Source organism: Actinomadura latina NBRC 106108 (assembly GCF_001552195.1).
GTDB lineage: Bacteria > Actinomycetota > Actinomycetes > Streptosporangiales > Streptosporangiaceae > Spirillospora > Spirillospora latina.
Window position 1 is genome coordinate 76629 of record NZ_BCQS01000028.1, and the last position, 26139, is coordinate 102767.

Sequence of the window (26139 nt, forward strand, 5' to 3'; positions counted from 1 at the left end):
ATGTCAGGACATGCCGCGTTCGCGCCGGGAGAGACCCGGCGTCGTCGTCTCGGCGGACGCGTACGGCATGACACCACTGTAACCGGCCGGGCCAGGCGGCGCACACGGCCGGACGGTCACCCGCGCGCCCGCGGGGCGGTGAGCTGGTCCATGTCCTCCAGCTCGCGCCCCTTCGTCTCGGGGACGGCGCGCAGCACGAACAGGAACGCGAGGACGGAGAACGCCGTGTAGATGCCGTAGGCGAGGGCGAGGGAGAAGCCCGAGATGCCGGGGAAGGTGGTGGTGACGATCCAGTTGGCTATCCACTGCGCGGCCGCGGCGACGGCGAGCGCGGAGGCGCGGAGGAAGTTGTTGAACATCTCGCCGAGCATCACCCAGACGACCGGCCCCCAGGTCGCGGCGAACGAGGCGACGAAGACGTTGGCCGCGACGAGCGCGACGGGCCCCGCGACGCTGCCGAGGCTCGGCTCCCCGTCCACCACGGGCGCGGTGCCGAAGCAGACCGCCAGGGCACCGAGCGAGACGGCCATCCCGGCGGCACCGGAGAGCAGCAGCGGGCGCCGCCCGATCCGGTCCACCAGCGCGATCGCGACCAGCGTGAACGCCACGTTCACCACCGAGTTGATCACCGAGGTGAGCATCGCGTCGTTCTCGGAGAACCCGACCGCCTGCCACAGCGAGGTCGAGTAGTAGAAGATCACGTTGATGCCGACGAACTGCTGGAAGACCGACAGCAGGATCCCCACCCAGACGATCGGCAGCAGGCCGAGCCGGCTTCCGCGCAGGTCCCCGAGCCGGACCGGCCGGTCCTCGGCGACCGACCTGACGATGTCCCGGATCTTGGCGTCCACGTCCCCGTGGCCCATGACCCGGCGCAGCACGTGCCGGGCGTCGGACGTCCGCCGCTTCTTGACCAGGTAGCGCGGCGACTCGGGGATCGTCAGGGCGATCGCCCCGTACAGGGCCGCGGGCACGACGGCGCTGGCGAACATCCAGCGCCACGCGGTCCCGCCCCAGGGGAACGCGCCGGACGCGCCGCCGTCGGACACGCGGGCGATGACGTAGTCGACCACCAGGGCCGCGAAGATGCCGAGGACGATCGCCATCTGCTGCAGCGAGCCGAGCCGGCCGCGCAGCGCGGCGGGGGCGATCTCGGCGATGTAGGCGGGCGCGATCACGGACGCCGCGCCGATGGCGAGGCCGCCGACCAGCCGCCAGGCGGTCAGGTCGGCCGCGTTGAACGCCAGCGCCGAGCCGATCGAGCTGATCACGAACAGCGCCGACGCGATGAGCATCACCCGGACCCGGCCGATCCGGTCGCCGAGCGGCCCGGCGAACCAGGCGCCGGCGGCGCAGCCGAGCAGCGCGGACGACACGACGAAGCCGACGGCGAAGCCGCTCAGCCGGAACTCGTCCTTGAGGGCGTCGACGGTCCCGTTGATCACCGAGGAGTCGTAGCCGAACAGGAAGCCGCCGAGGGCGGCGGCTCCGGCGAGCAGCACGGCGGTGGCCGTGGCGTGCGAGGGGCGGTCCCGCTCCGGGTCGTCCGGATCGTCCGGTGGTCGCGGCACGCTGCCCGAGGTCGTCATGGGCCCTGATCTTCCCCGGGAGGCGGACCTTATGCGGGGGTCCGGGCGCCCCTCAGTCGCGGACGGCGACTCCGAGCACGTGCGGCGAGGCGGGGTTCCCGCGGCCGGGTTCCGGGAAGTCGAAACGCCGCTCGGTCCGCACGGTGAAGCCCGATCCGGCGATCCACTCGTCCGTCGGGCGGGACACGTGGCAGCCGGCCGCGAAGAACCACCACACGGCGTCGGCGTACCGCTGGAACCGCACCTTCCCCGGCGTGCTCCCCCGGACGTGCTCGTAGTAGCGCAGCTCGCCGCCCGGCTTGAGGACGCGCCTCAGCTCGGCCAGGGCGCGGACGGGGTCGCGCACCGAGCACAGCACGAGCGACGCGACCGCGACGTCGAACGACGCGTCGTCCACGTCGAGGTCCTCGGCGACGCCGGGACGCACCGTGACGGGGACGGGCGCGCGGCCGGCGGCATGGTCGGCCTTGGCGCGCAGCCGCGGCTCGGGTTCGATGGCGACGACCTCCGTGACCTCCGGCGGGTAGTGCGCGAAGTTGGCCCCGTATCCGGCGCCCACCTCCAGCACGCGGCCGGACGCCCCGGCGAGCAGCTCGGCGCGGTGCGCGTCGCCGCCCGCCCGGGCGCAGCCGGCGTCCAGCCGCGGGTAGAACCGGGCGAAGATCGGATGGTTCAGGTCGGTCATCCACGCAGTCTCCGCCGCCGTCCCGGCCACCGCAAGATCGCCGCGCGGCGGCGCTGCTCAGCGGTGATACCCGAGGGGCGGGTCGGATCTCCCTCCTCCGGGTCAGGCCGTCCGGCCGCCGCGGGTTCTAGGCTCCGAGTCGATGAACGATCCAGACCGCGCCGCGGCGGCCGGCCGCACCCGGCTGCTCGCCGGCGTCCACTCCGCCCTGCTGCCCGGCGGGGACGGCCCGCCCGTCACCCTGCTGCCCGGGCGCCTGGTGCTGCGCGTCCCGATCCTGCTGCTGCTCGCCGGGATGACGATCGGCTTCACCGCGGGATCCATCGCCATCGCGATCCAGCAGGACCGCATGGCGTCCGGGCTGGCCTGGCCGCTCGGCGTGCTGCAGGCGACGCCGCTGATCTTCGCGGTCCGGTGGCCGCTCGCCGCCTGGCGGGTCGCGTCGTTCGGCCTGCTGCTCACGGTGCTCGTCCGGCACGGCGAGGGCTTCATGCCGTGGCCGGTCACCGCGATCCTGGCCCTGGTCGTCATCCTGTTCTTCACCGGCGTCGGCTCGGACCGGCAGACCACCGTCGGGGTCGGCGCGGTCACCGTGGCCGGGGTGCTGCTGCCCGCCGTGCTGTTCGGCACGCCCGGCTGGTTCGCCATGATCCTCGCGGGGATCGCGGCGGTCGCGCTGACGTTCGGCGACGCGGTCGGCGGGCGGCACTCCGCGGTGGAGGAGCTGCGCCGCCGCGAGGAGCAGCACCGGCAGGACCTGGCCCGGCAGGCGGTGCTGGAGGAGCGCGCCCGCATCGCCCGCGAGCTCCACGACGTGGTCGCGCACCACATGTCGGTGATCGCGATGCAGGCGGAGGCCGCCCCCTACAAGATCCCCGACCTGCCGGACGCCGCCCTGCGGACGTTCGGGGTGGTGCGGGACGCGGCGCGCGAGGCGCTCACCGAGACGCGCCGCGTCGTGGGGCTGCTGCGCTCCGACGACGAGGGCGCCGAGCGGGCCCCGCAGCCGGGCCTGGACCGGCTGGACGACCTGGTCGCCGCCGCCCGCCGCTCCGGGCTGTCGGTCGCGACCGTCGTGGTCGGCATGCCGCGTCCGCTGAACGCCGGCGTGGACCTGTCGGCGTACCGGATCGTCCAGGAGTCGCTGAGCAACGCGTCCCGGTACGCGCCCGGGTCGCGCGTCCACGTCGAGGTGAAGTACGGGCCGGAGGCGCTGTCGGTGTCGGTCACCGACGACGGCGCCCGCGGCGCGCCGGAGGAGTCGCAGGGCGGCGGCCACGGCCTGGTCGGGATGCGCGAGCGCGTCTCGATGCTGGGCGGCCGCCTCGACGCCGGCCCGCACGGCCAGGGGTGGTCGGTGGCGGCCGAGTTGCCCTATGGAGACGCGGACTGATCTTCGCCGCCGTAGGGTTGGCATCGTGACGATTCGGGTGCTGATCGCCGACGACCAGGTGATGATCCGCGACGGGCTCGCGGCGCTGCTGTCCTCCGACCCGGAGATCGAGGTGGTCGGGCAGGCGGGCAACGGCCGCGAGGCCGTGGAGATGGGCCGCCGGCTCGACCCGGACGTGATCGTGATGGACATCCGGATGCCGGAGATGGACGGCCTCGCCGCCACCGCCGAGCTGGTGGGCGACCCCGGCGCGAGCCGCGCCACCGGCGCCGACCCGGCCGGTGCGCGGCCGAAGGTGCTCGTCCTCACCACGTTCGACCTGGACGAGTACGTCTACGAGGCGCTCGGCTCGGGCGCCAGCGGGTTCCTGCTGAAGGACGCCTCGGCGGCCGACCTGGTGAACGGCGTGCGGATCGTGGCGGCGGGCGACGCGCTGCTCGCCCCGTCCATCACCCGGCGGCTGATCGGCGACTTCGCGCGCCGGCGCCGGCACCAGCGGCCGAGCCCGAAGGCGACCGCGGGGCTGACGCCGCGCGAGCTGGACGTGCTGCGGCTGATCGCGCGCGGGCTGTCGAACGCCGAGATCGCCGCCGAGCTGGTGCTGGCCGAGCAGACGATCAAGACGCACGTCGGGCACGTGCTGACCAAGCTGGCGCTGCGCGACCGCACCCAGGCCGTCGTGTACGCCTACGAGAACGGCCTCGTCGGTTAGCGGGGCGGGTCAGCGCGAGGGGTCCAGGACGAGCTTGCCGGCGGTGCGGCGCGCCCGCATGTCCTCGTGCGCGCGCCTCGCCTCGGTGAGCCCGTACTCGCCGCCGCCGATGACGCGGAGCCGGCCGCCGGCGGCGAGGCCGAACAGCTCCTCCAGCGCGGTGCGCATCACGTCGCCGGGAAGCTGGAAGACGTGCGCCAGCCACATGCCGGAGATCGTCGTGGAGTGCGCCATCAGCGTGGCCGGCCGGACGGGCGACGGCTCCTTCCGCGATGCCATGCCGTAGAAGGCGAGGCGCCCGAACGGGGCGAGGGCGCGCAGGCTCTGGTCGGTGACCGCGCCGCCCGTCATCTCCAGGACGATGTCGACCCGCTTCCCGCCGTTGGCGTCGATCAGCGCGTCCTTCAGGTCGGGCTCGTTGGCGTCGATCGCGGCGTCGGCGCCGAGGTCGAGGGCGAGGTCGCGCTTCTCCTCGGAGGAGGCGGTGGCGATGACGCGCCCGGCGCCCCACGCCTTGGCGAGCTGGACGGCGAGCGTCCCGACCCCGCCGGCGGCGGCGTGCACGACGACGGACTCGCCCGGCGCGAGGTGCGTGCTGCGGCGCAGCAGCACCCACGCGGACGCGCCCTGCACGATCATGCCGAGCGCGGTGACGTCGTCGATGGCGTCGGGGACGTCCCAGGCCAGCGCCTCGGGCGCGACGGCCTTCTCGGCGTAGCCGCCGGTGCCGACGAGCGCGACGACGCGGCGGCCGTCCGCGGTGGTGCCGACGACCTCGCCGCCCGGCACCATCGGCAGCGTGGACGCCGACAGGTAGCTGTTCTCGGCCTGGTGGGTGTCGGCGTAGTTGACACCGGCCCGGGAGACGTCCACGAGCAGGTGCCCGGGCCCGGCGGACGGGTCGGGCAGCTCGGTGACGGTCAGGACCTCGGGCCCGCCGAACTCGGTGATCTGGATCGCGCGCATGTCTCTCCTGTCGGTCTCGGGCGGACGGCTCAGCGGGGGCCGGGGACGCCGCGGAACTTGAACGGCTCGGACGTGCGGCCCGGCACGACGTACCACGCCTCGCCCGCCCCGTCGGCCCCCAGGATGCCCATGAACGCCTCGACGACGTCGTCCACGTGCAGGATCGGGAAGCCGGTCTCCTGGAGGTGCCCCTTCAGCGGGGTGAGGATGTCGGTGTCGGCGAACGAGGGGCACAGGGCGTTCACCCGGATGCCCTCCGCGGCGAACGTGGGGCCGAGCGCGCGGACGAGGCCGACGACGGCGGCCTTGTTGGCGCCGTAGACGGGGTCGAACGGCGTCGCGGTGAGCGCCGCCATGCTGGCGGTGCAGACGATGTCGCCGCCGCCGCGGGCGCGCAGCGCGGGCAGCGCGGCGTGCGCGCCGAACACGACGCCGTCGAGGTTGATGCCCATGGCCCGCCGGTAGGCCGCGAGGTCGAAGTCGTCGCCCACTCCCCCGCCGCCGGCGACGCCCGCGTTGAGGAACGCGACGTCCAGGCCGCCGAAGCGCTCGACGGCGGCCGCGACGGCGGCCTCGCTGTCGGCGGGCTCGCGCACGTCGCAGCGGACGAACACCGCGTCCAGCTCCTTCGCGAGCGCGTCCCCCGCCTCCACGTCGACGTCGGCGAGCACCACGCGGGCGCCCTCGCGGGCGAGCCGGCGCGCCACCGCGGCCCCGATGCCGTTGGATCCGCCCGTGATCAGCGCGACCTTGCCCGTGCCGTCGAAGCCCGTGCCGTCGAAGGCTGCCATGGGGACTCCCTCCCGAAGTAACTGACTCGTCAGTTACTCTAGCGGAATGGACTTCGGTTTGAGCGAGCGGGCCCAGGAGTACCTCGGCCGCCTCCAGGAATTCATGGACTCCCACGTCTACCCCGCTGAGCCGGTCTACGCGGCCCAGCGGGCCGAGTTGCACGCGGCGGGCCGCGAGCACCACGTCCCCCAGATCGTCGAGGACCTCAAGGTCGAGGCCCGCAAGCGCGGCCTGTGGAACCTGTTCCTCCCCGACGCCGACGACCCCGCCCACGGCCTGTCGGTCACCGACTACGCGTCCCTCGCCGAGGTGACGGGACGCTCCCCCGGCCTGGCGCCCGAGGCGACCAACTGCGCGGCGCCCGACACCGGGAACATGGAGGTCCTGCACCTGTTCGGCACGCCCGAGCAGAAGGAGAGGTGGCTGCGGCCGCTGCTGGACGGCGAGATCCGCAGCGCGTTCGCGATGACCGAGCCGGACGTCGCCAGCTCCGACGCCACCAACATCTCCACCCGCGTCGAGCGGGACGGCGACCACTACGTCGTCAACGGCCGCAAGTGGTGGACGAGCGGCGCCGCCGACCCCCGCTGCAAGGTCATGATCCTCATGGGCAAGACCGACCCGGACGGGCACCCGTACCGGCAGCAGTCGATGGTCCTCGTGCCCTTCGACACGCCCGGCGTGGAGGTCGTCCGGTCGCTGCCCGTGTTCGGCTACCAGGACCAGCACGGCCACTGCGAGATCACCTTCACCGACGTCCGCGTGCCGGTGGAGAACCTCATCGGTGAGGAGGGCGGCGGCTTCGCGATCGCGCAGGCCCGGCTCGGCCCCGGCCGCATCCACCACTGCATGCGCGCGATCGGGATGGCCGAGCGGGCACTGGAGCTGATGTGCGAGCGCGCGGTGTCGCGGGTGGCGTTCGGCGGCCCGCTGGCCAAGCAGGGCGTCGTCCGCCAGCAGATCGCCGAGTCGCGGATGGCGATCGAGCAGGCCCGGCTGCTCACCCTGAAGGCGGCCTGGATGATCGACAAGCTCGGCGTGCAGGCGGCCCGGTCCGAGGTCGCGGCGATCAAGGTGATCGCACCGCGCGTCGCGCTGGACGTCGTCGACCGCGCGATCCAGGTGCACGGCGGCGCCGGCGTCAGCGGCGACACCCCGCTCGCCGCGATGTGGGCGGGCCTGCGCACGCTGCGTCTCGCGGACGGCCCGGACGAGGTGCACGTGCGCTCCGTGGCCCGCGCCGAGCTGGGCACGTACCTCGGCACATGACCAATGACACGGGGGAGGCGGGCGTGCGGCGGCGGATGCCGTACGCCCGGCGGCGCGAGCAGCTGCTGCAGGTCGCGCTCGCCGAGTTCGGCCGCCGCGGCTACCACCTGACCCAGATGGAGCACGTGGCGGTGGCGGCGCGGGTGTCCAAGGCGCTGCTGTACCAGCATTTCGCGTCCAAGGAGGAGCTGTTCGCCGAGGTCACCGAGGCGATCGTCGGCGAGCTCACCGCGCGGCTGAACGAGGGGGTGCTCGCCGCGCACGGCTCGGCGGACGGGATCCGGGCGATGATCCGGGTGCTGTTCGACTACGCCACCGCGGAGCCGGACGCGTGGGCACTGGTCGTCCGGCATCTGGACAAGCCGGAGGTGGGGCTGGAGCTGCGGGAGCTGCGCGACCGGCTCGGCACCGCGTTCGCCGACCTGCTGCTGCGCCGCCGCCGCGCCGACCCGGCGTTGTCCCCGGCCGCGCTGGAGGTCAACGAGCACCGCGCCCGGCTGCTCGTCCCGCTGATGTACGGGTCGATGCTGTCGATGGTGTCGTGGTGGCTGGAGCACCCCGACACCCCGCGCGAGCGCGCCGAGCAGATGGCGGTGGAGTTCATCTGGCTCGGCCTCGACCGGCTCCGGGCGGGCGAGCGCCTGGCCAGGGAGCCCTAGCCGGACACGGCGTCGCGGACGAGGCCGAGGGCGGCCGGCGCCCGCGCATGCGAAAGGCCGGGGACGGCGAGCGTCCCCGGCCTGACGTGGGTCAGATCAGTGCCTTAGAGCGGGTAGACGCCCTCGGCCTGCGGGCCCTTCTGGCCCTGGGTGATCTCGAACCCGACGCGCTGGTTCTCGTCCAGGCTGCGGTATCCGTTGGTGGTGATCGCGGAGTAGTGGACGAACACGTCCGGGCCGCCGCCGTCAGGCGCGATGAACCCGAAGCCCTTCTCGGCGTTGAACCACTTCACGGTGCCTTCGGCCATGCTGTTTTTCCTTCTGGTGTAACCTCACCGGCCCGCCGGGCGGCGGACCGGGCTGCAAGCGGACTCATCCCACGTCCGCCGGTCACCCGGAAAAACGCTTCGAGACTGCCCGACGCCGGCGTGGCCGACGTCATCGTGCAACGGGTCCGAACCTACCCGATACCGGCCCGACTTATGCACCGACACACCTAAACAAGATCTGCCAGGGCCTCGGCGGCGCGGTGGCAGTCGTGGAACGTGCAGTACAGCGGGACGGGCGCGAGCCGGACGACATCGGGTTCCCGCGCGTCGGCGAGCACGCCGTGGGCCCGCGCGAGCCGCCGGACGAGCCCGCCGGCGTCCGCGACCCGCAGCGACAGCTGGGTGCCGCGCGCCGCCGGGTCGGCCGGGGTGATGATCTCCACACCGCCGGCCGGGGCGAGCCGGGACGCCAGGTAGCCGGTGAGCCGCTCGCTCTTGGCGCGCAGCGCGTCCATCCCGACCCGGTCGAAGATCTCCAGCGAGGCGAGGACGGGCGCGAGCGCCATGATCGGCGGGTTGGACAGCTGCCAGGCGTCGGCGGACGCGGGCGCCGCGATGCCGGGGTCCATCCGGAAGCGGACGGACGGGTCGGTCCCCCACCAGCCGGACAGCTTCGGCACGGACGCGTCCCGCACATGCCGCTCGTGGACGAAGCAGCCCGCGACCGCGCCGGGCCCGCCGTTGAGGTACTTGTAGGTGCACCAGGCGGCGAAGTCGACGTCCCAGTCGTGCAGCCGCAGCGGAACGTTCCCGGCGGCGTGCGCGAGGTCCCAGCCGACGACGGCGCCGGCGGCGCGGCCCGCCTTGGTGATCGCGGGCATGTCCATGAGCTGGCCGGTCAGGTAGTTGACGCCGCCGAGCAGGACGAGCGCGACCGTGCCGCCCTCGCGTTCGAGGAAGCCGAGGACGTCCTCGGTGCGCAGGTTGTCCTCGCCGGGGCGGGGCTTCAGCCGCACGACCGCCTCGGCCGGGTCGAGCCCGTGGTGGACGGCCTGGCTGGCGACCGCGTAGGAGTCGGACGGGAACGCCGCGTCCTCGATGACGATGCGGGTGCGGGTGCCCGCGGGCCGGTAGAAGCTCGCCATCATCAGGTGCAGGTTGACGGTGAGCGAGTTCATCGCGACGACCTCGTGCGGCCGCGCGCCGACGAGCCGGGCAGCGGGCTCGCGGAGCAGCTCGTGGTAGTCCACCCACGGCCGGCGGGCCCGCGTGTGGCCCTCGACGGCGAGCCGCGCCCAGTCGTCCAGCTCCTCCTGGAGCCGCCCCGCCACGCTGCGCGGCTGGAGGCCGAGGGAGTTGCCGGCGAAGTACGCGGCCTCCCCGTACGCTCCGCCGGGGGCGGGCGGGACGAGGAACTCGCCGCGCAGCGTGGGCAGCGGGTCGGCCTCGTCGAGCCGCCGCGCCTCGTCCTCCCGGCTCACGGCGTCCTCCCGGCTCACGGCGGCCTCCGGGCTCGGGTCCTGCGAGCTCACTGGGCCATTCCTTCGGTGGTCACGAGGTCGTGGGCGGGCGCGAAGAACGCCTCCGCGTTGCCTCCGAGCAGCCGGGCCCGGTCGGCGTCGTCCAGCCCGGGGCAGGCCCGGATCGTCGCGCCCGGCTCCATCTCGCCGAGCGGGAACGGGTAGTCGGTGCCGAGCATGACGCGCTCGGGGCCCATCACGTCCACGAGCAGCCGCAGGGCGCGCGGGTCGAACACGGCGGAGTCGACGTGGAATCGGTCGGTGTACTCCGACGGCGGGCGCGGCGAGTCGGCGCGGACGATGTCGCGGCGGTGCCAGGCGTTGTCGGCCCGTCCGAGCAGGAACGCGAAGCTGCCGCCGCCGTGGCAGAAGCACAGCCGCAGCGACGCCGGGATGCGCTCGAACGCGCCGGACAGCATCAGCCCGAGGATGCTCAGCTGCGTCTCGGCGGGCATCCCGGACAGCCACGGCAGCATGTGGCCGCGCATCCGGTCGGCGCCGAGCATGTCCCACGGGTGCGCCAGCACGGGCAGGCCGAGCGTCGCGCAGTGCGCGAGGAACGCGGTGATGCCGTCGTCGTGGAGGTTGCGGTCGCCGACGTGGTTGCCGATGTGGACGCCGCGGTGCCCGGCCGCCTTCGCGCGCGTCGCCACCTGGCAGGCGAGCGCCGGGTCCTGCAGCGGGACCTGGCAGAGCGGCAGGAGCCGGTCGGGGGCGTACGCGCAGAAGGCGAGGATGCGCTCGTTGACGAGGTCGCACCAGTCGGCGGCGCGGGACGGCTCGGCCGTGTACCCGAACATGAGCGGGGTGGACGAGACGGCCTGGGCGTCCACGCCCGCCGCGTCCATGTCGGCGACGCGGCGCGCGGGGTCCCAGAGCGCCTCGCCGACCGGCCGGTACTCGTCGCCGCCGCACATCATCATGCCGGTACCGCCGCCGTCGACGCGGAGCCAGGGCTGGCCCTCGTCGGCGAGGACGCGGCCCTCGGCGCGGCCGAGCCGCGGGAAGACGTGGGCGTGGACGTCGATGACGGTCATGTCAGACCCGCGGCGCGGTGGTCGGGGTCATGGTCCGCGGCCACGTCCGGCCCGGGTGGACGGCACCGCAGTTCGGGCACTTGCGGTCGCCGCCGTAGAACCGCTCGAAGGCGGGCGGCAGGTCGTCCACGATCGAGCGGACCTGCAGCTCGGCGCGGTGGACGAGGTGGTGGCACTCGGTGCAGTACCACTCGAACGCCTCCTTGAGCCCCTCCGGCCGCGGGACCTCCACGACGAGGCCGATCGACCCGGCCTCGGGCCGCTGCGGCGAGTGCCGGACGTGCGGCGGCAGCAGGAAGACGTCGCCCTCGTTGATCTGCACGTCGGCCGGCGGGCGGCCCTCCTCCTCCATGACGCGCAGCACCATGTTGCCCTTGAGCTGGTAGAAGAACTCCTCGATCGGGTCGTCGTGGAAGTCGGTGCGCTGGTTCGGGCCGCCGACGACCATGATGATCAGCCCGGCCTCGTCGAACACCTGGACGTTGCCGACCGGCGGCTTCAGCAGGTCGCGGTGCTCGTCGATCCAGGCCTCGAAGTTGAACGGCCGTCCGTACGACAGCTGCGGGAGGGTCATGCTCCGGCCTCCTTGCCGTTGCGGGGAATGTGGGCGACGCACGAGATCTCGATGAGCAGGTGCGGGTGCGGGAGCTGGTGGACGGCGACGGTCGTGCGGGCCGGCCCGGTCTCGTCGAAGTACTCGCCGTAGACCTCGTTGTAGCCGCCGAAGTCGTTCATGCTCACCAGGTAGGCGGTGATGTTCACGAGGTCGCGCAGGTCTCCGCCGGCGGCCCCGAGCAGGTCGCGGACGTTCTCGATGACGGCGCGGGTCTGCGCGCGGATGTCGAGGTCGGTGACGCCCATCGGGTCGGCGCTCGCCCCGACGAACGTCCCGTCGGGGCGGCGCGAGCTCGTCCCGGACACGAACACGAAGTCGCCCGCCCGCTTGACGTGCGGGAACCGTCCTCGCGGCTTGGCCTTGCCGTCCACGAGGAACGCGTCGCCCATCATGTCGTCACCTCCACGCTGCCGAGGCCGGCGCCGGTGACGCGGACGTGCGCGTCCCCCGGCAGCGGGACGGCGGCCGTCGCGGCGCCGGCGAGGACGACCCAGCCGGGTTCGAGCGCGATCCCGGCGGCGAGCGCGAGGCGCGCGGCCGCGCGCAGCGACCGCGCCGGGTCGCCGAGGATCGCGGCGGACGAGCCCGCCTGCACGGGCCGCCCGTCGATCTCCATCAGCAGCCCGGCGTTCGACAGGTCGCGCGGCGGATGCCAGGCCCCGTACCCGAACCGCGCCGCGGACGCGTTGTCGGCGATGACGTCGGGGAGGGTGAACTTGAAGTCCTCGTAGCGGGAGTCGAGCACCTCGAACCCGACCGCGACGCCGGCCACGGCCGACTCGACCTCCGCGGCCGAGCGGACCTCCCGTCCGATCAGGTAGGCGATCTCGGGCTCGATGCGCGGGTGGATGAGGCGCGAGACGTCCACGGAGGCCCCGGCGAGCATCCCGTCGGTGAGCAGGCCCCAGATGACGTCGTCCACGCCCATCTGCACCATCTTGGCGCGGCTGGTGAACCCCATCTTCACCCCGGCGAGGCGTTCGCCCCTCCGGCGGCGGCGCTCGATCCCGGCCCGCTGGACCGCGTAGGCGGCGGGCACGTCGAAGGGCGTCTTCCCGGTCAGCTTCGGGATCGCCCGGACGTTGCGGGCGGCGTCGTCCAGCGTCGCCGCCAGAGCGTGCACGTCCACCATCAGGACTCCTCCCTGCCCGGCTCGACGCGGCCGAACGCGACGCGGACGTCGCCGAGCCCGTCGATGCGGGCCTCGAACACGTCACCGGGCGCGGCCGGGACGACCGGGCCGAGCGCGCCGGTCAGCACGGTGTCGCCGGCGCGGAGCGGGCGGCCGACGCGGACCAGCGTGTCGGCGAGCCACAGCGCCGCGTTCAGCGGGTGCCCGAGGCAGGCCGCGCCGTTGCCGGTGGAGACCTGCTGGCCGCGCCGCTCCATGACCATGCCGCAGAGGCGCAGGTCCGCGTCCTTGAGCGGGACCGGGCGGTTGCCGAGCGCGTACATGCCGGACGAGGCGTTGTCGGCGACGGTGTCGGCGAGCGTGATGTCCCAGTCGCGGACGCGGCTGCCGACCACCTCGATCGCGGGCAGCGCGAACGCGGTCGCGCGGATGACGTCGGCGGCGGTGTGCCGCTCGTGGGTCAGATCGTGTTCGAGGACGAGCGCGACCTCGGCCTCGGCGCGCGGCTGCAGGACGGCCCCGGCGGGGATCTCGTCGCCGTCCGGGACGGCCATGTCGGCGAACAGCATCCCGAAGTCGGGGCTGTCGACGCCGATCTGCCGCTGGACCGCCCTGGAGGTCAGGCCGATCTTGCGTCCGGCGAGCCGGCGGCCCTCGCCGAGCCACCGCTCGGTGACCCTGTCCTGGACGGCGTAGGCGTCGTCCGCCGTCGTGATGAGATCGCGGACGGGCGCGCACGGCGCGCCGCTCGCGTAGGCGCCGAGGAGCCGCTCGGCCGCCGCGTCGATGTTGGTTGTCACTGGGCTCGCTCTCAGATCTGGATGCAGACGTTGACGGGTTCGGAGAAGAAGTCCAAGGAGTACTCTCCCCCTTCCCTCCCGATCCCGGACGCCTTCACACCCCCGAACGGGGTGCGCAGGTCGCGCAGGTTCCAGCAGTTCACCCAGACGATGCCCGTCTCGATGCGCGGCGCCACCCGGTGGGCCCGCGACAGGTTCGCAGTCCAGAGCGTGGAGGCGAGGCCGTAGGGGCTGTCGTTGGCGAGCGCCAGGGCCTCGTCCTCGGTGTCGAACGGCGCGATGTGGCAGACGGGCCCGAAGATCTCCTCCCGGACCGTGCGGGCCGTCTCGGGGAGGCCGGTGAGGACGGTGGGCTCGACGTGGAAGCCGCCGTCCCTCGCGTCGCCGAAGGTCGGGGCGCCGCCGCCGGCGACGACCGTGGCGCCTTCCTCTTCGGCGAGCCGGTAGTAGGAGAGCACCTTGTCGCGATGCTCCGCCGAGATCATCGGACCGTAGCCGTCGAGTTCCTTCGCCCGCGCGGCGAGTTTCCCGACGAACTCGTCGAAGACGGGCCACTCCACGTAGACGCGCTCGGTGCAGAGGCAGATCTGGCCGGAGTGGGTGAAGGACGAGCGGACCGTCCCGTCCACGGCGGCGTCGAGATCGGCGTCGGCGAAGACCAGCGCGGGGTTCTTGCCGCCGAGCTCGAACGAGACCGGCGTGACGTGGTCGGCGGCGTTGCGCATGATCGCGGCACCGGTCGCGGACTCGCCGGTGAACGCGATCGCGTCCACGCCCTCGTGCCCGGTGAGGAACTCGCCCGCCGCGCCCGCGCCGTGCCCGTGCAGCAGGTTGAACACGCCGTCCGGCAGGCCGGCCTCGTCGATGACCTGGGCGAGGAGCGTCGCGGTGGACGGCGTCTCCTCCGACGGCTTGAAGGCGACCGTGTTGCCGCAAGCGAGCGCCGGGGCGATCTTCCAGGTCGACAGCAGCAGCGGGAGATTCCACGGCGAGACGATCGCCACCACGCCGAGCGGGCGGCGCACCGTGTAGTTGAGGGCCTGCCCGGTCCCCGCGCTCCATCCCGGGACCTGTGTCGTGTAGGCCCGCTCGGGACGTCCGTACAGCAGGTCGGCGTACGCGCGGAAGTTGCCGGCCGCGCGCGGGACGTCGACGGTCTCGGCGAACGCCCGGGGCCTCCCGGTGTCGGCGATCTCGGCCGCGACGAACTCCTCGAACCGCGCCTGGATGCCGTCCGCGACACGCCTCAGCGCGGCGGCGCGCTCTTCGGCGCCCATCGAGCCCCAAGGGCCCTTGAGCGCGGCCCGCGCCGCCGCCACGGCATCGTCCACGACCTCCCGTGTGGCCTCGGGGACGGTGCCCAGCTCGGTGCCGTCCACGGGATCGATCAGCGGGAACCCCTGCCCGTCCGCGCGGAAGACGCCGCCGACGTAGTGCTGAGCCTTCATGCCTCGATCCTGTGCCCCGCGAGCTATGCCTGGCAAATACCAATCGACCATGGAGCTATGACGGCCCCGTGATAGTAAGGCGGCATGCGCGCCATCGACCTGCTCAACGGACGGCTGAAGCTCCGGCACCTGGTCCTCGTCGTCGCCATCGCCGACCACGGCAGCGTCCTGCGCGCCGCCGAGCACCTCCATCTGGCGCAGCCCGCCGTCACCCGCAGCCTGCGCGAGGTGGAGAACGTCCTCGGCGTCGACCTGTTCATCCGCGGCCCGCGCGGCGTCACACCGACCCTGTTCGGGGACGCGTTCATCGAGCACGCCCGCGCCGTCCTGGCCGAACTGCGCCGCGCCGGCGAACGCATCACGGGCCTGGCGGACGGCGACGTCGGCACGGTCACCATCGGCACGCTCCTGGCCGGCTCCAACGTCCTGCTCCCCCGCGCGATCGCCGCGCTGAAGAAGGACCGCCCCGGCATCACGGTGATCGTCCAGGAGGCCACCTTCGACGCGCAGGTCCCCCGCCTCCTGGACGGCGAGATCGACCTGATCCTCGGCCGCCTCAACCCGATCGGCGACCTGCGCGGCCTCCGCCAGCTCACCCTCTACGGCGAACCCGTCCTCCTGGTCGCCCGCCACGGCCATCCGGCCCGATCCGTCCCGGACCTCGGCCTGGCCGACCTCCTGGCCTACCCGTGGGTGCTCCCCCTGGAGCAGACGGCCCTGCGCACGGAACTGGAGCAGGTCTTCCGCGCTTCGGGCCTCACGCTCCCCGGCAACCTGGTCGAGTGCACCTCGGTCCTGACCGTCCGGACCCTCGTCCGCGACACTGACATGATCGCCGCACTCCCCGAACTGGTCGCCCGCACCGACGCCGACATGGCGCCGCTGCCGATACCGCTGGAGACCGTCCGCCGCCAGGTCGGTGTGACACTCCCGGCGCACCGCACCCCGACGCCCTCGGCCCGCCTGATGCTCGACCATCTCCAGCACGAGGCGGCCGCGCTCACGGCCTGATCAACCCGGTCAGCGCCTTGCCGATCACCGACCCGGCATCGCCCAGATCGAGGACGACGTCGAAGTGGTCCCGGTCGGGCACGATCATCAACTCGGCGCCGTCCCACATCGGCTGGAACATCCGCGACTGGGTCACGAACCCGTCGCCATCGTTCTCCGCGACCACCAGGACCACCGGACACTTGTGCTCGGCCGGCAGCAAGGCGGGGCTCAACGCCGCCGCCCGCTCCAGATCCAGCTTCACGTAATCGTTCACATAGATACGAGTGACCGGCCGGATGTCGAACAGCCCGCTGATCGGCATCGCGGCCTTGACGGCGTCCTCCGGAACCCCGAACTCGTCCTGCCACCCGCCGACGATCGTCATCGCGGCCAGATGCCCGCCCGCCGAACTGCCGCCGACCACGATGCGCTCGGGATCGAGCCCGTACTCGCGCCCATGCCGGTGAATCCACGCGATCGAGGCCCGCGCCTGCCGGACGATCTCCTCCAGCGTCGCCTTCGGCGCGAGGGTGTAGTCGGGCACCACAGTGGCGATGCCCTGCTCATGGAGAGCCCGCGCCATGAACGACGACTCTTCCTTCGACAACGCGAACCAGTAGCCGCCGTGAAAGAAGACGAACACGGGCCTGAGCCCATGTTCGTCCACTCCCCAGACGTCCAGCCGCTCGCCGCTCACGTCGTCGAAGACGACCCCGCGATGCCCCGGCAGCCCTTCGACGGCCCGCGCGGACTCCTCCCGGTACCGGGCCAGGTACCGGTCAAGAAGTTCATGCCCGGCCTTCCGCCGCACGTTGTAGGCGACGTCCAGCTCTTCATCGCTCAGCCCGCTGCCCGGCCACTCGTCCACATCGCTCACGCCCTCACCCTCCCCCGCCCCGCGCCGCCGGACAAATACCGATTCCCCCGGCGGCTATCACCACTCTGCTATCCGCTCGCCACCTCGAACCACACGGAGACCCCGTCCTTGCCGTCGACGATCCCCCACCGGTCGGCGAGCCCGTCCACGATCATGAGTCCCCGCCCGGACTCGCTCAGCCCGTCCCGCTGAGGCGGCACGATCGGCCGTCCCCGCGCACCGCCCTCGTCCCGAACCTCCACGCGCAGCCGCGCGGCCGAGACCAGCACGCACACCCGCACCCCGCCTCCCGGCAGCCCGCTGTCGGTGTCGGGTAGCCCCGGCGCATTTCTGCGCCGGGGCCCCCTCAGAACCGGACGTGCCAGTTGTCCCGGCATCCGGCTCAAGCGGGTCTCTTGGGCTTGGCAAATCGGCCTGCGGTGTTCCTGTGTCGGCTTGCGATGAGCCTTCGGCGGCAGGAGTCGTGCACGAGGCTGGTGGGAGTTCTGTCCGGCGGGCCTGATCCACCGTGGTGGGTGAGGTAGCTGGCGGCTATCGCCTTGCGGCTGATCTGTAGCCACCATCGTTCCCAGTCGCGAGGGGATTGTGGCGGCTGGTCGGCGCTGAGGAGTGGTTCCCGGCATAGCGGACAGCGGCCGTCCTGCCTGGTGAGCAGGTTCAATGTGTAGCCGTCCAGCGGGGGTGTGGTCCTCTTACGCCGTGTGGCCCAGTAGTCGGCCAGGGCCGGGTCATCGGGTGATGCGCCGCCCTGGACGGGGATGTGCCGGACGATCCGTGTCCAGGAGAATCTGACCATGTAGCGGCCGCTGGCCTGGTGGCCGAAGACCCATCGGTCGTTCCTGAACTTGTTGAACTTGCCGTAGTACTGGCGGTATAGCCAGTGTCTCGGCTTTCCCGGGTGGCTGTGGCGGGCCCACCGCCAGGTGAGCCACCACATGTAGTCGTCGAGGTCGTCGAAGACCTTCGACGACACCACCGTCCGGTAGTAGGCGGCCCATCCTCTGATGATGGGGTTGAGTTCCTGGATGACCGCTCGGGCATTGCTGCCGCGTAGTGCGAGCATCCTGGTTCTCAGCCGTTCCCGGAGCCTTTTGATGGCCGCCTTGCTTGGTTTGATCAGCAGTTTTCCGTGATACCGGCGGATGTTGAATCCCAGGAAGTCGAACCCGTCGGAGGCGTGGACGATACTCGTCTTGGCCTCGTTCAGGGCCAGACCTCTGGGTTTCAGCCAGTCGGCCAACTGTGCTCTGACTTGTTCGGCTTGCTGCCTGGAGTGGCAGCAGACGACGAAGTCGTCGGCGTATCTGACCAGTACCGGGGTGGTGCGTTTGGAGATCCCGGCGGATTTTCCGGAGGCCCGGTTTCGCACCCCGGCGGCGGCCTCCAGCCCGTGCAGCGCGACGTTCATCAGCAGCGGGCTGATCACTCCGCCTTGAGGGGAACCCTCGTCGGTGGGAGAGAAACCTTTGCCCGCCTCGAACACTCCCGCTTTCAGCCAGCCACGGATCATTTTCCTGGCGGGAAACGATCCGAGTTCTGCCAGTAGATGAGAATGGTCGATGTTGTCGAACGCCGCTGCCAGGTCCGCGTCCAGAATCCATACCCGCCGCGCGTTTCGCTTGCCGAGCACGGCGAACAGGTATCCGATCGCGTCGTGGCAGCCGCGGCCTGGCCTGAACCCATATGACCTGGGCTCGAACCGAGCTTCCCATTCGGGTTCCAGCGCGTTGCGGACCCGTGCCTGATGGCACCGGTCTGTGATCACTGGAATGCCGAGCGGGCGCAGCTTGGTGCTGCTACCGGCTTTTGGTATGTGCACCCGCCGCACCGGCAGGGGCTGCCAACTGCCCCGGGTGTGGTGGACCTCCACCGCAACCTGAGCCCTGGCCTTGGACGTCAGCGCGACCTGCTCGTCCACTCCCGCCGTGCGGCGGCCCGCGTTGTGCTGCGTCACCCGTCGCACGCTGGTCAGCGTGTTCGACCGGCTGCGCAGCATCAGCCTTTGCAGGTTCCTGACCTTGCGCCAGTCCTGCTCTCGCGTCGCCTTGAAGATTCTCTGCCGCAGCCGCCGTACTTCTTTCTCGCAGGCGCGCCAATCGACCGCATCCCACTCGAAGAAGCCCTCTGGTCCGTTCACCATATCTGGCGCCTAACTTGTCCGTCGGTACCGGCACCCAGCGTCGGGTCGTCTCCAACGACCCACCTGCCCACGTCAGCGCGCTTTCGCGTCCAGGCATCCGCGCATCGCCGCAGAGCCCGGTATCCGGCCGGTTATATGGGACCACCGCGGAGGACGGTGTCCGGTCCCACTTTCCCGTTCTCTTTCGAGCACCGGCATTAGCTTCTTGGGCATCCCAGTCCCGCCCGGGAATTCTGCATTCCTCACGGTCGGCTTACCGGCATCGGGAAACCGGACCCGGACGGGGTTTCCATGTTCCGCACACTTGAGACACGACCGGATTGGGTGCCCTCTATACCCCGGGGACAGCGGTGTTCCACGACCTCGCGCCACGCCTCGGTCGCCGCCTGCCGCTCCTCCACGGCCAGTCCCTCTGAATCCCGATCCAACCATTCCGCTCCGGGAAGTCGCTATAACGGGGCCTCATCAAGGGTTCACTTTCGTTCACCCGCCCGGTCTTCTCCTCACCTGTGGCCCCCGGCGGAAACGGGCACCCTTGGGCTTGAACCCCGAGCTTCGAACCCGGCCGTTACCAGCCACGCACGTCGGGGCGGAGACAGATCTCGAACACTGACCCGGGCTACGTCACCATCACAACCTCCGATCGACGCAGCCACTCAAAGTGTGCGACCTCATGTCGCACATGGCGGACGGCGTTCGTGGCGATCTCGCAGACCATCAGGTCGACGTCGTCCAGGTCGAACGAGTGGTCGGCCCCTTCCAGCGTCCCTCGCACGTAAGCACGAACGTCCCGCACGCCGAGCCCCGCGCTGGACGACAGCCGAGCGTCCCTCCGCTCCCAGACGATCACGACGGCATCCCCGCGATCCGCCGAGCGGCCAGCCGCACCGACTCCGCCGGCACCTTGCAGGCCGCGTCCCACAGGTAGGCCCATCGCCCGTCCCGCTCCTGGACGCCGAGCACCGCCAGCGACCGCCGCCGCGCGGCGAGAGGAACCGAGAGCACGGGCTCCGCCGTGGCATCCAGGTACAGCACGGACCCCTGCCCGACCTCACGAAGAGCCCACATGAGTCGCACGAGAACCCGGAACCGCTCCAGCGACAGCCCGTCCCGCTCTGGTCCGCCGAGCGCCGCGCCCTCCGGGGACTTCGGTAGATTGCCCACAGTCCGACTCCTTCCAGTCGGGCGAGGCCCCGGGTCTCGGTGTGCCCGCACCGACCGGGGCCGCTCTCTCTGTTCTCCTGCGCCATGCCTTCAGGCAGTGGCACTCTGTGTCCGCAAGAATGCACTACGTACATGCTCTGCGCAATACTGCATGTGAAATCCGGCTCACACAGGGAGAACCACGTGTCAGGCAAGCAAGACCGGAGCCACAGCCCGCTCCTCCGCGCCCGCCGCCTCGCGCTGGAGTTGACGAGGCGCCGCGAGTCCGCCGGCCTCACCCGTGACGAGGTGACGCGCCGCCTGGAGTGGGCGAACTCGACCTTGTTCCGCATAGAGACCGGCCGCACCAGGCCGCAGCCCCGCAGCGTCCGCGAGCTACTCGACCTCTACGGCGTCACGGGCCCCGAGAAGGAGGGGCTCATCCAACTCGCCCGCGAGGCCCGCCGGCCCGGCTGGTGGCACTCCTTCCGCGACGTCCTCCCCGATCCATATGAGGTCTATATCGGTCTGGAATCCGGTGCCGCAGTCATCCGCGCGTTCCAACCCCTCGTGGTGCCGGGCTTCCTCCAGACCCCTGATTACGCCCGCGCGGTGATCCGCGGTGGCCCTCAGGAACTGGAACCTGACGAGATCGACCGCAGAGTGCATGTGCGCATAGCACGACAGCAAATCCTCACTCAGCCGGACCGTCCACGCCTCTGGGTGGTCTTGGACGAAGCCGCGCTCCATCGCACGGTGGGCAGTACGGCGATCATGCGGGAGCAACTTGCGCACCTGGTCACGATGTCGGAACAAGGGAAGACGACCATCCAGATCGTTCCCTTCAAGTGCGGCGCCCACGCCGGCGCCACCGGTCCGTTCGTCATCCTCGGCTTTGCCGAACCGACCGACCCGAACGTGGTGTACCTCGAAACCATCCCAGATGGAATCTACCTGGAGCGTGCAAGTGACGTTGAGGCATATATGCTTGCATTTGACCATCTGCTCGCGGCTGCCCTACATCCTGACGACTCGGTAGCATTGATCAACCGCGTAGCGGATGCGATCAGCTGAGGACAACGACAAGGATGTGCACGATGGGCAACTCGGACGCGGCCCCTACCGTATGGCGCAAGAGCGCTCGGAGTGGTCAAAACGGCGAGTGTGTCGAGGTCGCGTCATTCTGCGGAGGAATAGGAGTCAGGGACAGCAAGAACCCTGACGGGCCGATACTGTTCATCTCCCGCATCGCATGGCAGCGACTCGACCAGCGCATCAAGCGAACCATCTAGCAACACCAGTGACGGAAGCCCAACATGGACAAGCCTGTCCGGTCCCACGCCGGATGCCGGAAGAACCACCGAGGCAGCAATGGCAGCAATTTCCCGCCCGCCACATGGCGCAAGAGCAGCTACAGCGGGGGACCGGGAACTGTGTCGAGGTAGCCGACCTGGCATTGAACGTCGGAGTGCGTGACAGCAAGACACCTAACGCTGGGCACCTTACGTTTGCCCTGGCCACTTGGGCGGCGTTCGTAGCCGAGGTCCGAGGCGGCCGGTACGACCGTTAGGCCACCATCGAAGGCGAGTTATGCACGGTCGGTCTGGGTCATTGCTTCGAGGAACCAGTCAAGCTCCCTGCTGGGATACTCGGGCGGGTTCCAGCCGTTGATGATCGAAAGCAGCTCGGAGTAGCGCACGAGGCGCGGATCGCGGGCGGCGCTCAGGTAGGCGGCGAGGCTTTCGCGCAAGGCGGCGTTGTCGGCCTTGCCCTGGACGGCGGCGTAGGCGGCGGTGATTCGCGTGACGACCTGAGCCGCTTCCGCCGAACCGGTGGTGGCGCCTGCGGCCAGCAGCGGGGCCACGGCCTCCGCGACGAGCACGACGATGTCCTTGCGCGGCGGAGCCGCCTCCGGAGCGGAGTACCCCGTGAACAGACCACGCATCAGTGTCCGGAACTCCGGGTCCTCGGCGAGTTCGGCCAACTCCACCCACGCCTCCAACTGCTCGGACGTGGGGTCGTCCGGCAGTCCGGGTGTCATGGACCGGTGCAGGACGCGCGAGAGCGGCTCCGCGTCCCGATCCCCGAAAGCGCTGTCCAGGAAGTCGTCGACGAGGGCGTCGCGCTCAGCGGCGGACAGTCGGGCGAGCCGGTGCATATGGCAGCGCCTCTTGCGGCCTGGAGGAAGCGCGGTTGACAGCACTGGCTAATTAGATTAGCTTTTAGCTAACATCATTAGCCACTTGGGGGGATGTCATGACCGAGTATCTGGCCGTCGAGGGCGGCACGATCGCTTATGAGGTGGCGGGGAACGGTCCGCTGATCGTTCTCGCGCACGGCATGGGCGACAGCCGGGCCGCGTACCGGGCCGTGATTCCGCCGCTGGTGGAGGCGGGGTATCGGGTCGCCGCGGTCGATCTGCGGGGTTGCGGCGAGTCGAGCGTCGACTGGCCGGAGTGGAGCCGCACCGCCATCGCCGGCGACCTGCTCGCCGTGATCCGCCACCTGGGCGGCCCGGCCGTGCTCGTCGGGCACTCGATCTCGGGCGGCGCCGCCACCATCGCGGCGGCGCAGCAGCCCTCGCTGGTCAGCGCGGTGGTCGAGCTGGCGCCGTTCACGCGCAAGCAGTCGATCAAGCTGGGCGACCTGAAGGTGAAGCGCTACCGGCAGGGCATGATGCGCCTCCTCGGCACGGCGATGTTCGGCAGCGTGCGGTTCTGGCGCTCCTACCTCGACGTCGCCTACCCCGGCGCGAAGCCGGACCACTGGGACGAGCGGATCGGCCGCATCGACTCCCTGATGCGCGAGCCGGGGCGGATGAAGGCCATGCAGGGCATGGGCCGCGGTGCCCCGACCGACGCCGGTGCTCAGCTCGGCAACGTCCGCTGCCCGGTCCTGGTCGTGGAGAGCGCGCTCGACCCCGACTGGGCCGACCCGCACGCCGAGGGGACCGCGATCGTCGACGCCCTGCCGTCCGGCCTCGGCCGCCTGGAGATGATCGAGGGGGCCGGGCACTACCCGCACGACCAATTCCCCGGCCAGGTCGTCTCCCTCGTCCTCGGCTTCCTCCGCTCGGACGCCGCGCGTGCCTAGGGCCGGACTCGACCCGGCGGCCGTGGTCGCGGCCGGAGCCGCTCTGGCGGACGAGGTGGGCCTGGCCAAGCTGACGATGGGTCTGCTGGCCGAACGGGTGGGCGTGCGCACCCCGTCCCTGTACAAGCATGTGGACGGCCTGGAAGACCTCAATCGGCGCATCGCGGTCCTGGCGATGGACGAGGCCGCCGACGCCGTCGGCGGCGCCGTCCAGGGGTACGCGGGCCGCGACGCCCTTGCGGCCGCTGCGCGCGCGTTCCGCGCCTTCGTCGTGACGCACCCCGGACGGTACGCCGCGACGATAGGTGCGGAGCCGTCCGCGCCGGATGATCCGCTGGTCGCCGCCGGTCAGCGGCTGCTGAGCGCGTTCACTGCCGTCCTGCGCGGCTACGAGGTCCCGGACTCCGACGTGGACCACGCTCTGCGCACGCTGCGCAGCCTGTGCCACGGCTTCGCCACGCTGGAGTCCGCCAACGGATTCCAGTGGAGCGCCGACATCGACGACAGCTTCGAGTGGCTGATCGCCTTCGCCGACCGCGGCCTGCGCGCCAGGTGATCGACCATTCCTGCGGCGCGAGCAGCGGCTCGCGCAGGGTGCCGCCCGCCTCGGTGGTGCGGTGAACGAGCGCCGGCCTGATCGAGGCCCCAACGTGAGGGGGTCACTTCCCCGTGAGGGTGACGACCTTCAAGCCAGGGGCCTCGTTGATCTCGCTGGTGCAGAAGCGTTCGGTGACCCACTGCTTCTTGGAGTAGAGGCGGGTCTGGTCCGCGTAGTGCGGGGACGTCGGGTCGGCCGACTGGGAGTAGGTGAGGAGGGTCCGGGTGTCGGGGCACGGGTCGCCGTCGAAGGAGACGACCTGGATGTAGCTGGAGCCCGTGTTCACTTCCGTGTAGCCCTTGCCGGGCGTCCAGGGGGCTTCGATCTTGTTGAGGACGCCGAGGTCCTCGGTGCCGCCGCCGAGGGGGATCTTCTCGCCGTTGCGCATGACGTACTGGTGGTCGCCGAGAGGCGCGTCGAGCGGGATGTTCGACTTCTTCAGCTCGTCGACCGCGTCGATCAGGGCCTTGCGGGCGGCCCAAGAACCCGGGTTGAAGTCGCGGGGCGTGTTGACCGGGTCGGAGGCGTCGAACGGCGTCTTCCACAGGTCCCACGCGGAGAGGGCCTTGCGCCAGTAGCGGTCGAAGAGAAGGGCGCCGCGGCTGTCGGCGTCGGCCGTCCTGTCCCACTCGGCCAGGACGTCGCAGGGCTCGCCGAGGCGCATGCCGCGGCACATCTCCACGGTCCCGGCGACGGCCAGTTCGCCCGCCTGGTCGCGGTTCGCGAAGACGAGGTCCTGCATGTCGGCGCGCGTGAATCTGCTCTTCGCGAGCTGGTCCTGGACGGAGACGATGCCGCTTCTCGTGCGGAGGCTGCGGGCGGTCTTCTCGTCGCCGATGATGCGGTCGTAGCCGGTCAGCGGCTCCTCCGGGTTCGACAGCCAGTAGCTGTCGTTGGAGTTGGCGACGTAGTCGCCCCGGTTCAGCACCGGATACCGGTCCGGGTCGAGGATGCCCGGCTGGACGGTGCCCGGGGCCTTGCCGGGGGCGCAGGACGATCGGGTGCCGTCCAGGATGGCGAGGCCCGCCTGGCGGAAGGTCAGGTGCCCGAGGAGCGAGTTGCAGCGGTCCGCGAACGCGTTCGTGACGTTGGGCAGCACCTGGATCTGGGCGAACAGCGCCCTCCCCCGCGAGTCTGCGGCGATGGTGTTGACCCACGGCAGGCCCTGGGTCTGCTTCAGCGCGCGGACGGCTTCGTCGGTGGTCCGGGCCCTGTCCAGGGCGAGCGAGGTGTTGGCCAGGCGCAGGTTGGTGGCGTTCGGATCGGAGATCGCGTAGGCGTTCCAGGTCGTCCACGGAAGCCCGATGGACGAGACGGACGTGACGATCGGGCCGTAGCGGCTCCGCCACTGCGTCCTGGTGACCGGCTTGAGCGAGCCGTCCGGCTGCCTGACCTCGACAGTGACCTTCCGCTGAGTCATCTTCTCGATCTTGCCGTCCACGAAGTAGGACGTCGGGTCGCCCGGCACCAGGCGCAGCTCGGTCAGGCTGAACGGGACGCCGGTCGCGACGGTGTGGCTCCACGCGAACGTCGAGGTGTGGCCGATGTTGACGGACGGCGCACCGAGCAGGGCGGCGCCGCTCACGTCCAGCTTGCCGGGGATCGTCTGCTGCATCTGCCAGAAGCGCCGCCCGTTGTGCCAGGGATAGTGCGGGTTGCCGAGCAGCAGGCCGCGCCCGTTCGCAGTGGCGTCGGCGCCCGCGGCGATGGCGTTGCTGCCCATGTCGGCGTTCGCCAGCAGCTTGCGGACGCCCTCGGCGCTCTTCTCCAGGGGCTGGGCCTTGGGCTGCGCATCGCCGGGCGGCGCCGCGTCCGTGATCTGGTCGGTGACCATGCCGGAACCGCCGAGCATGGCGAGGGCATAGCCGCGCCGGTAGACGTCCAGCTCGGTGATCGGCCGCAGCCACGCGGCGCCCTTGCACGCCGGGTCGGTGTTCTTCCCCTCGCGCAGGTAGCGGTTGTAGCCGGCGGCCCAGCCGCGGCTGAGTTCGCGCACCTCGCCGGTGGGGCCGTAGGGCGCGGGCGCGGCGGCCAGCCGCTCGACGATCCCGCTGTCGTTGATCCCGGTGAAGAAGACGTCGCCGGCCAGGTTGGTGGACGCCGACGACAGCGACCTGTCCGGCGAGGCGTCCGGGCCGAAGTACTTGGAGCGTTCCCCGCGAAGGGTGACGACGCCCTGCGCGATCAGGCAGAGGTCGTCCTTCGCCGCCGCGTAGCCGGTGCCGTATCCGAGGCCCGCGTAGTCCGGCGCGGTGATGTGGGGGATGCCGTACTCGGTGTAGCGGATGGTCGCCGACATGCCGCGTTCGCCGACGGTGTCCGCGGACGAGGACACGGGCGCCAGGACGGCGGCGGCGGCCACGGCGGTTCCCGCCACGCGCAGGCCGGTACGCGACATAGGGGCTCCT

Annotated in this window: 29 protein-coding genes; 10 read left to right on the top strand and 19 right to left on the bottom strand. The window is 71.4% G+C overall.

Annotated elements, in window-relative coordinates:
- Positions 1-116 precede the first annotated feature (116 nt).
- Together AL2_RS29155 and AL2_RS29160 are read right to left on the bottom strand one after the other, a co-directional pair.
- The gene (locus tag AL2_RS29155; protein WP_067639212.1) at positions 117-1589 is read right to left on the bottom strand and encodes a sugar porter family MFS transporter; all 1473 of its coding nucleotides are present in this window, start codon (positions 1587-1589) and stop codon (positions 117-119) included.
- Between the two features lie 52 nt (positions 1590-1641).
- Entirely contained in the window at positions 1642-2274 is a 633-nt protein-coding gene (locus tag AL2_RS29160) for a class I SAM-dependent methyltransferase (protein ID WP_067639215.1), read from the bottom strand.
- 142 nt (positions 2275-2416) lie between these two features.
- Here AL2_RS29160 and AL2_RS29165 point away from each other — a divergent pair, with 142 nt between their 5' ends.
- Together AL2_RS29165 and AL2_RS29170 are read left to right on the top strand one after the other, a co-directional pair.
- On the top strand, positions 2417-3667 hold the full coding sequence (locus AL2_RS29165; protein ID WP_067639217.1) for a sensor histidine kinase: 1251 nt from the start codon (positions 2417-2419) through the stop codon (positions 3665-3667).
- Between the two features lie 25 nt (positions 3668-3692).
- Positions 3693-4379 carry a response regulator gene (locus tag AL2_RS29170; protein WP_083947014.1) on the top strand — a complete coding sequence of 229 codons (687 nt, stop codon included), beginning with the start codon at positions 3693-3695 and terminating at the stop codon, positions 4377-4379.
- A gap of 9 nt (positions 4380-4388) precedes the next feature.
- Here AL2_RS29170 and AL2_RS29175 read toward each other — a convergent pair whose 3' ends face one another.
- Both AL2_RS29175 and AL2_RS29180 read right to left on the bottom strand, forming a co-directional pair.
- Positions 4389-5345, bottom strand: a complete 957-nt coding sequence (locus tag AL2_RS29175; RefSeq protein ID WP_067639220.1) for a quinone oxidoreductase family protein — start codon at positions 5343-5345, stop codon at positions 4389-4391.
- 29 nt (positions 5346-5374) lie between these two features.
- Positions 5375-6136, bottom strand: a complete 762-nt coding sequence (locus AL2_RS29180; RefSeq protein WP_067639222.1) for an SDR family oxidoreductase — start codon at positions 6134-6136, stop codon at positions 5375-5377.
- Between the two features lie 46 nt (positions 6137-6182).
- Here AL2_RS29180 and AL2_RS29185 point away from each other — a divergent pair, with 46 nt between their 5' ends.
- Entirely contained in the window at positions 6183-7406 is a 1224-nt protein-coding gene (locus AL2_RS29185; protein WP_067639224.1) for an acyl-CoA dehydrogenase family protein, read from the top strand.
- Positions 7403-8065: a TetR/AcrR family transcriptional regulator gene (locus AL2_RS29190; protein ID WP_067639226.1), complete on the top strand. Its 663-nt coding sequence runs from the start codon at positions 7403-7405 to the stop codon at positions 8063-8065. Before AL2_RS29185 ends, AL2_RS29190 begins: the two co-directional genes overlap by 4 nt.
- A 104-nt stretch (positions 8066-8169) precedes the next feature.
- Here AL2_RS29190 and AL2_RS29195 read toward each other — a convergent pair whose 3' ends face one another.
- The 8 genes from AL2_RS29195 to AL2_RS29230 form a co-directional block, all read right to left on the bottom strand.
- A complete protein-coding gene (locus AL2_RS29195) occupies positions 8170-8373 on the bottom strand; it encodes a cold-shock protein (protein ID WP_067639228.1) in 204 nt (67 codons plus the stop codon).
- 188 nt (positions 8374-8561) lie between these two features.
- Positions 8562-9866, bottom strand: a complete 1305-nt coding sequence (kynU, locus tag AL2_RS29200; protein WP_245667020.1) for a kynureninase — start codon at positions 9864-9866, stop codon at positions 8562-8564.
- Positions 9863-10891 carry an amidohydrolase family protein gene (locus AL2_RS29205; protein ID WP_067639230.1) on the bottom strand — a complete coding sequence of 343 codons (1029 nt, stop codon included), beginning with the start codon at positions 10889-10891 and terminating at the stop codon, positions 9863-9865. Before AL2_RS29205 ends, kynU begins: the two co-directional genes overlap by 4 nt.
- A gap of 1 nt (position 10892) precedes the next feature.
- Entirely contained in the window at positions 10893-11465 is a 573-nt protein-coding gene (locus tag AL2_RS29210; RefSeq protein ID WP_067639232.1) for a 3-hydroxyanthranilate 3,4-dioxygenase, read from the bottom strand.
- Entirely contained in the window at positions 11462-11899 is a 438-nt protein-coding gene (locus AL2_RS29215) for a RidA family protein (RefSeq protein ID WP_210747910.1), read from the bottom strand. Before AL2_RS29215 ends, AL2_RS29210 begins: the two co-directional genes overlap by 4 nt.
- The gene (locus AL2_RS29220; protein WP_067639235.1) at positions 11896-12639 is read right to left on the bottom strand and encodes a 2-keto-4-pentenoate hydratase; all 744 of its coding nucleotides are present in this window, start codon (positions 12637-12639) and stop codon (positions 11896-11898) included. Before AL2_RS29220 ends, AL2_RS29215 begins: the two co-directional genes overlap by 4 nt.
- Positions 12639-13439: a 2-keto-4-pentenoate hydratase gene (locus tag AL2_RS29225; RefSeq protein WP_281181625.1), complete on the bottom strand. Its 801-nt coding sequence runs from the start codon at positions 13437-13439 to the stop codon at positions 12639-12641. Before AL2_RS29225 ends, AL2_RS29220 begins: the two co-directional genes overlap by 1 nt.
- A gap of 11 nt (positions 13440-13450) precedes the next feature.
- Entirely contained in the window at positions 13451-14887 is a 1437-nt protein-coding gene (locus AL2_RS29230) for a 2-hydroxymuconic semialdehyde dehydrogenase (protein ID WP_157438436.1), read from the bottom strand.
- Between the two features lie 84 nt (positions 14888-14971).
- Here AL2_RS29230 and AL2_RS29235 point away from each other — a divergent pair, with 84 nt between their 5' ends.
- Positions 14972-15898, top strand: a complete 927-nt coding sequence (locus AL2_RS29235) for a LysR substrate-binding domain-containing protein (RefSeq protein ID WP_067639239.1) — start codon at positions 14972-14974, stop codon at positions 15896-15898.
- On the opposite strand, the gene AL2_RS29240 is transcribed toward AL2_RS29235, so the two are convergent.
- The 5 genes from AL2_RS29240 to AL2_RS29260 all read right to left on the bottom strand — a co-directional run bounded on the left by AL2_RS29240 (position 15888) and on the right by AL2_RS29260 (position 20061).
- The gene (locus tag AL2_RS29240; protein ID WP_245667021.1) at positions 15888-16757 is read right to left on the bottom strand and encodes an alpha/beta hydrolase; all 870 of its coding nucleotides are present in this window, start codon (positions 16755-16757) and stop codon (positions 15888-15890) included. The genes AL2_RS29235 and AL2_RS29240 overlap by 11 nt on opposite strands.
- A gap of 68 nt (positions 16758-16825) precedes the next feature.
- Positions 16826-17038: an ATP-binding protein gene (locus AL2_RS29245; protein ID WP_067639242.1), complete on the bottom strand. Its 213-nt coding sequence runs from the start codon at positions 17036-17038 to the stop codon at positions 16826-16828.
- 101 nt (positions 17039-17139) lie between these two features.
- Positions 17140-18897 (bottom strand): group II intron reverse transcriptase/maturase, encoded by a 1758-nt coding sequence (gene ltrA, locus AL2_RS29250; RefSeq protein WP_067639244.1) that lies wholly within the window; start codon positions 18895-18897, stop codon positions 17140-17142.
- Positions 18898-19516: 619 nt separating this feature from the next.
- The gene (locus AL2_RS29255) at positions 19517-19747 is read right to left on the bottom strand and encodes a hypothetical protein (protein ID WP_067639246.1); all 231 of its coding nucleotides are present in this window, start codon (positions 19745-19747) and stop codon (positions 19517-19519) included.
- Complete coding sequence (locus tag AL2_RS29260; protein ID WP_067639248.1) at positions 19744-20061, bottom strand: hypothetical protein; 318 nt, start codon at positions 20059-20061, stop codon at positions 19744-19746. The genes AL2_RS29255 and AL2_RS29260 overlap by 4 nt, the downstream gene beginning before the upstream one ends.
- Before the next feature lie 183 nt (positions 20062-20244).
- Here AL2_RS29260 and AL2_RS29265 point away from each other — a divergent pair, with 183 nt between their 5' ends.
- From AL2_RS29265 to AL2_RS36825, 3 genes are all read left to right on the top strand, one after another.
- Positions 20245-21114, top strand: coding sequence for a helix-turn-helix domain-containing protein (locus tag AL2_RS29265; RefSeq protein WP_067639250.1), 870 nt, complete (start codon positions 20245-20247; stop codon positions 21112-21114).
- Positions 21115-21137: 23 nt separating this feature from the next.
- A complete protein-coding gene (locus AL2_RS36820; protein ID WP_083947018.1) occupies positions 21138-21332 on the top strand; it encodes a DUF397 domain-containing protein in 195 nt (64 codons plus the stop codon).
- A 104-nt stretch (positions 21333-21436) separates the two neighbouring features.
- Positions 21437-21610 (top strand): DUF397 domain-containing protein, encoded by a 174-nt coding sequence (locus AL2_RS36825; protein ID WP_312032860.1) that lies wholly within the window; start codon positions 21437-21439, stop codon positions 21608-21610.
- Between the two features lie 18 nt (positions 21611-21628).
- Here AL2_RS36825 and AL2_RS29270 read toward each other — a convergent pair whose 3' ends face one another.
- Positions 21629-22198, bottom strand: coding sequence for a hypothetical protein (locus AL2_RS29270; protein ID WP_067639252.1), 570 nt, complete (start codon positions 22196-22198; stop codon positions 21629-21631).
- A gap of 98 nt (positions 22199-22296) precedes the next feature.
- On the opposite strand from AL2_RS29270, the gene AL2_RS29275 reads away from it, so the two are divergent.
- A complete protein-coding gene (locus AL2_RS29275; RefSeq protein WP_067639254.1) occupies positions 22297-23133 on the top strand; it encodes an alpha/beta fold hydrolase in 837 nt (278 codons plus the stop codon).
- The gene (locus AL2_RS29280; protein ID WP_210747911.1) at positions 23126-23689 is read left to right on the top strand and encodes a TetR/AcrR family transcriptional regulator; all 564 of its coding nucleotides are present in this window, start codon (positions 23126-23128) and stop codon (positions 23687-23689) included. Before AL2_RS29275 ends, AL2_RS29280 begins: the two co-directional genes overlap by 8 nt.
- A 103-nt stretch (positions 23690-23792) precedes the next feature.
- Here AL2_RS29280 and AL2_RS29285 read toward each other — a convergent pair whose 3' ends face one another.
- Complete coding sequence (locus AL2_RS29285) at positions 23793-26129, bottom strand: penicillin acylase family protein (protein ID WP_067639256.1); 2337 nt, start codon at positions 26127-26129, stop codon at positions 23793-23795.
- Positions 26130-26139: the final 10 nt, after the last annotated feature.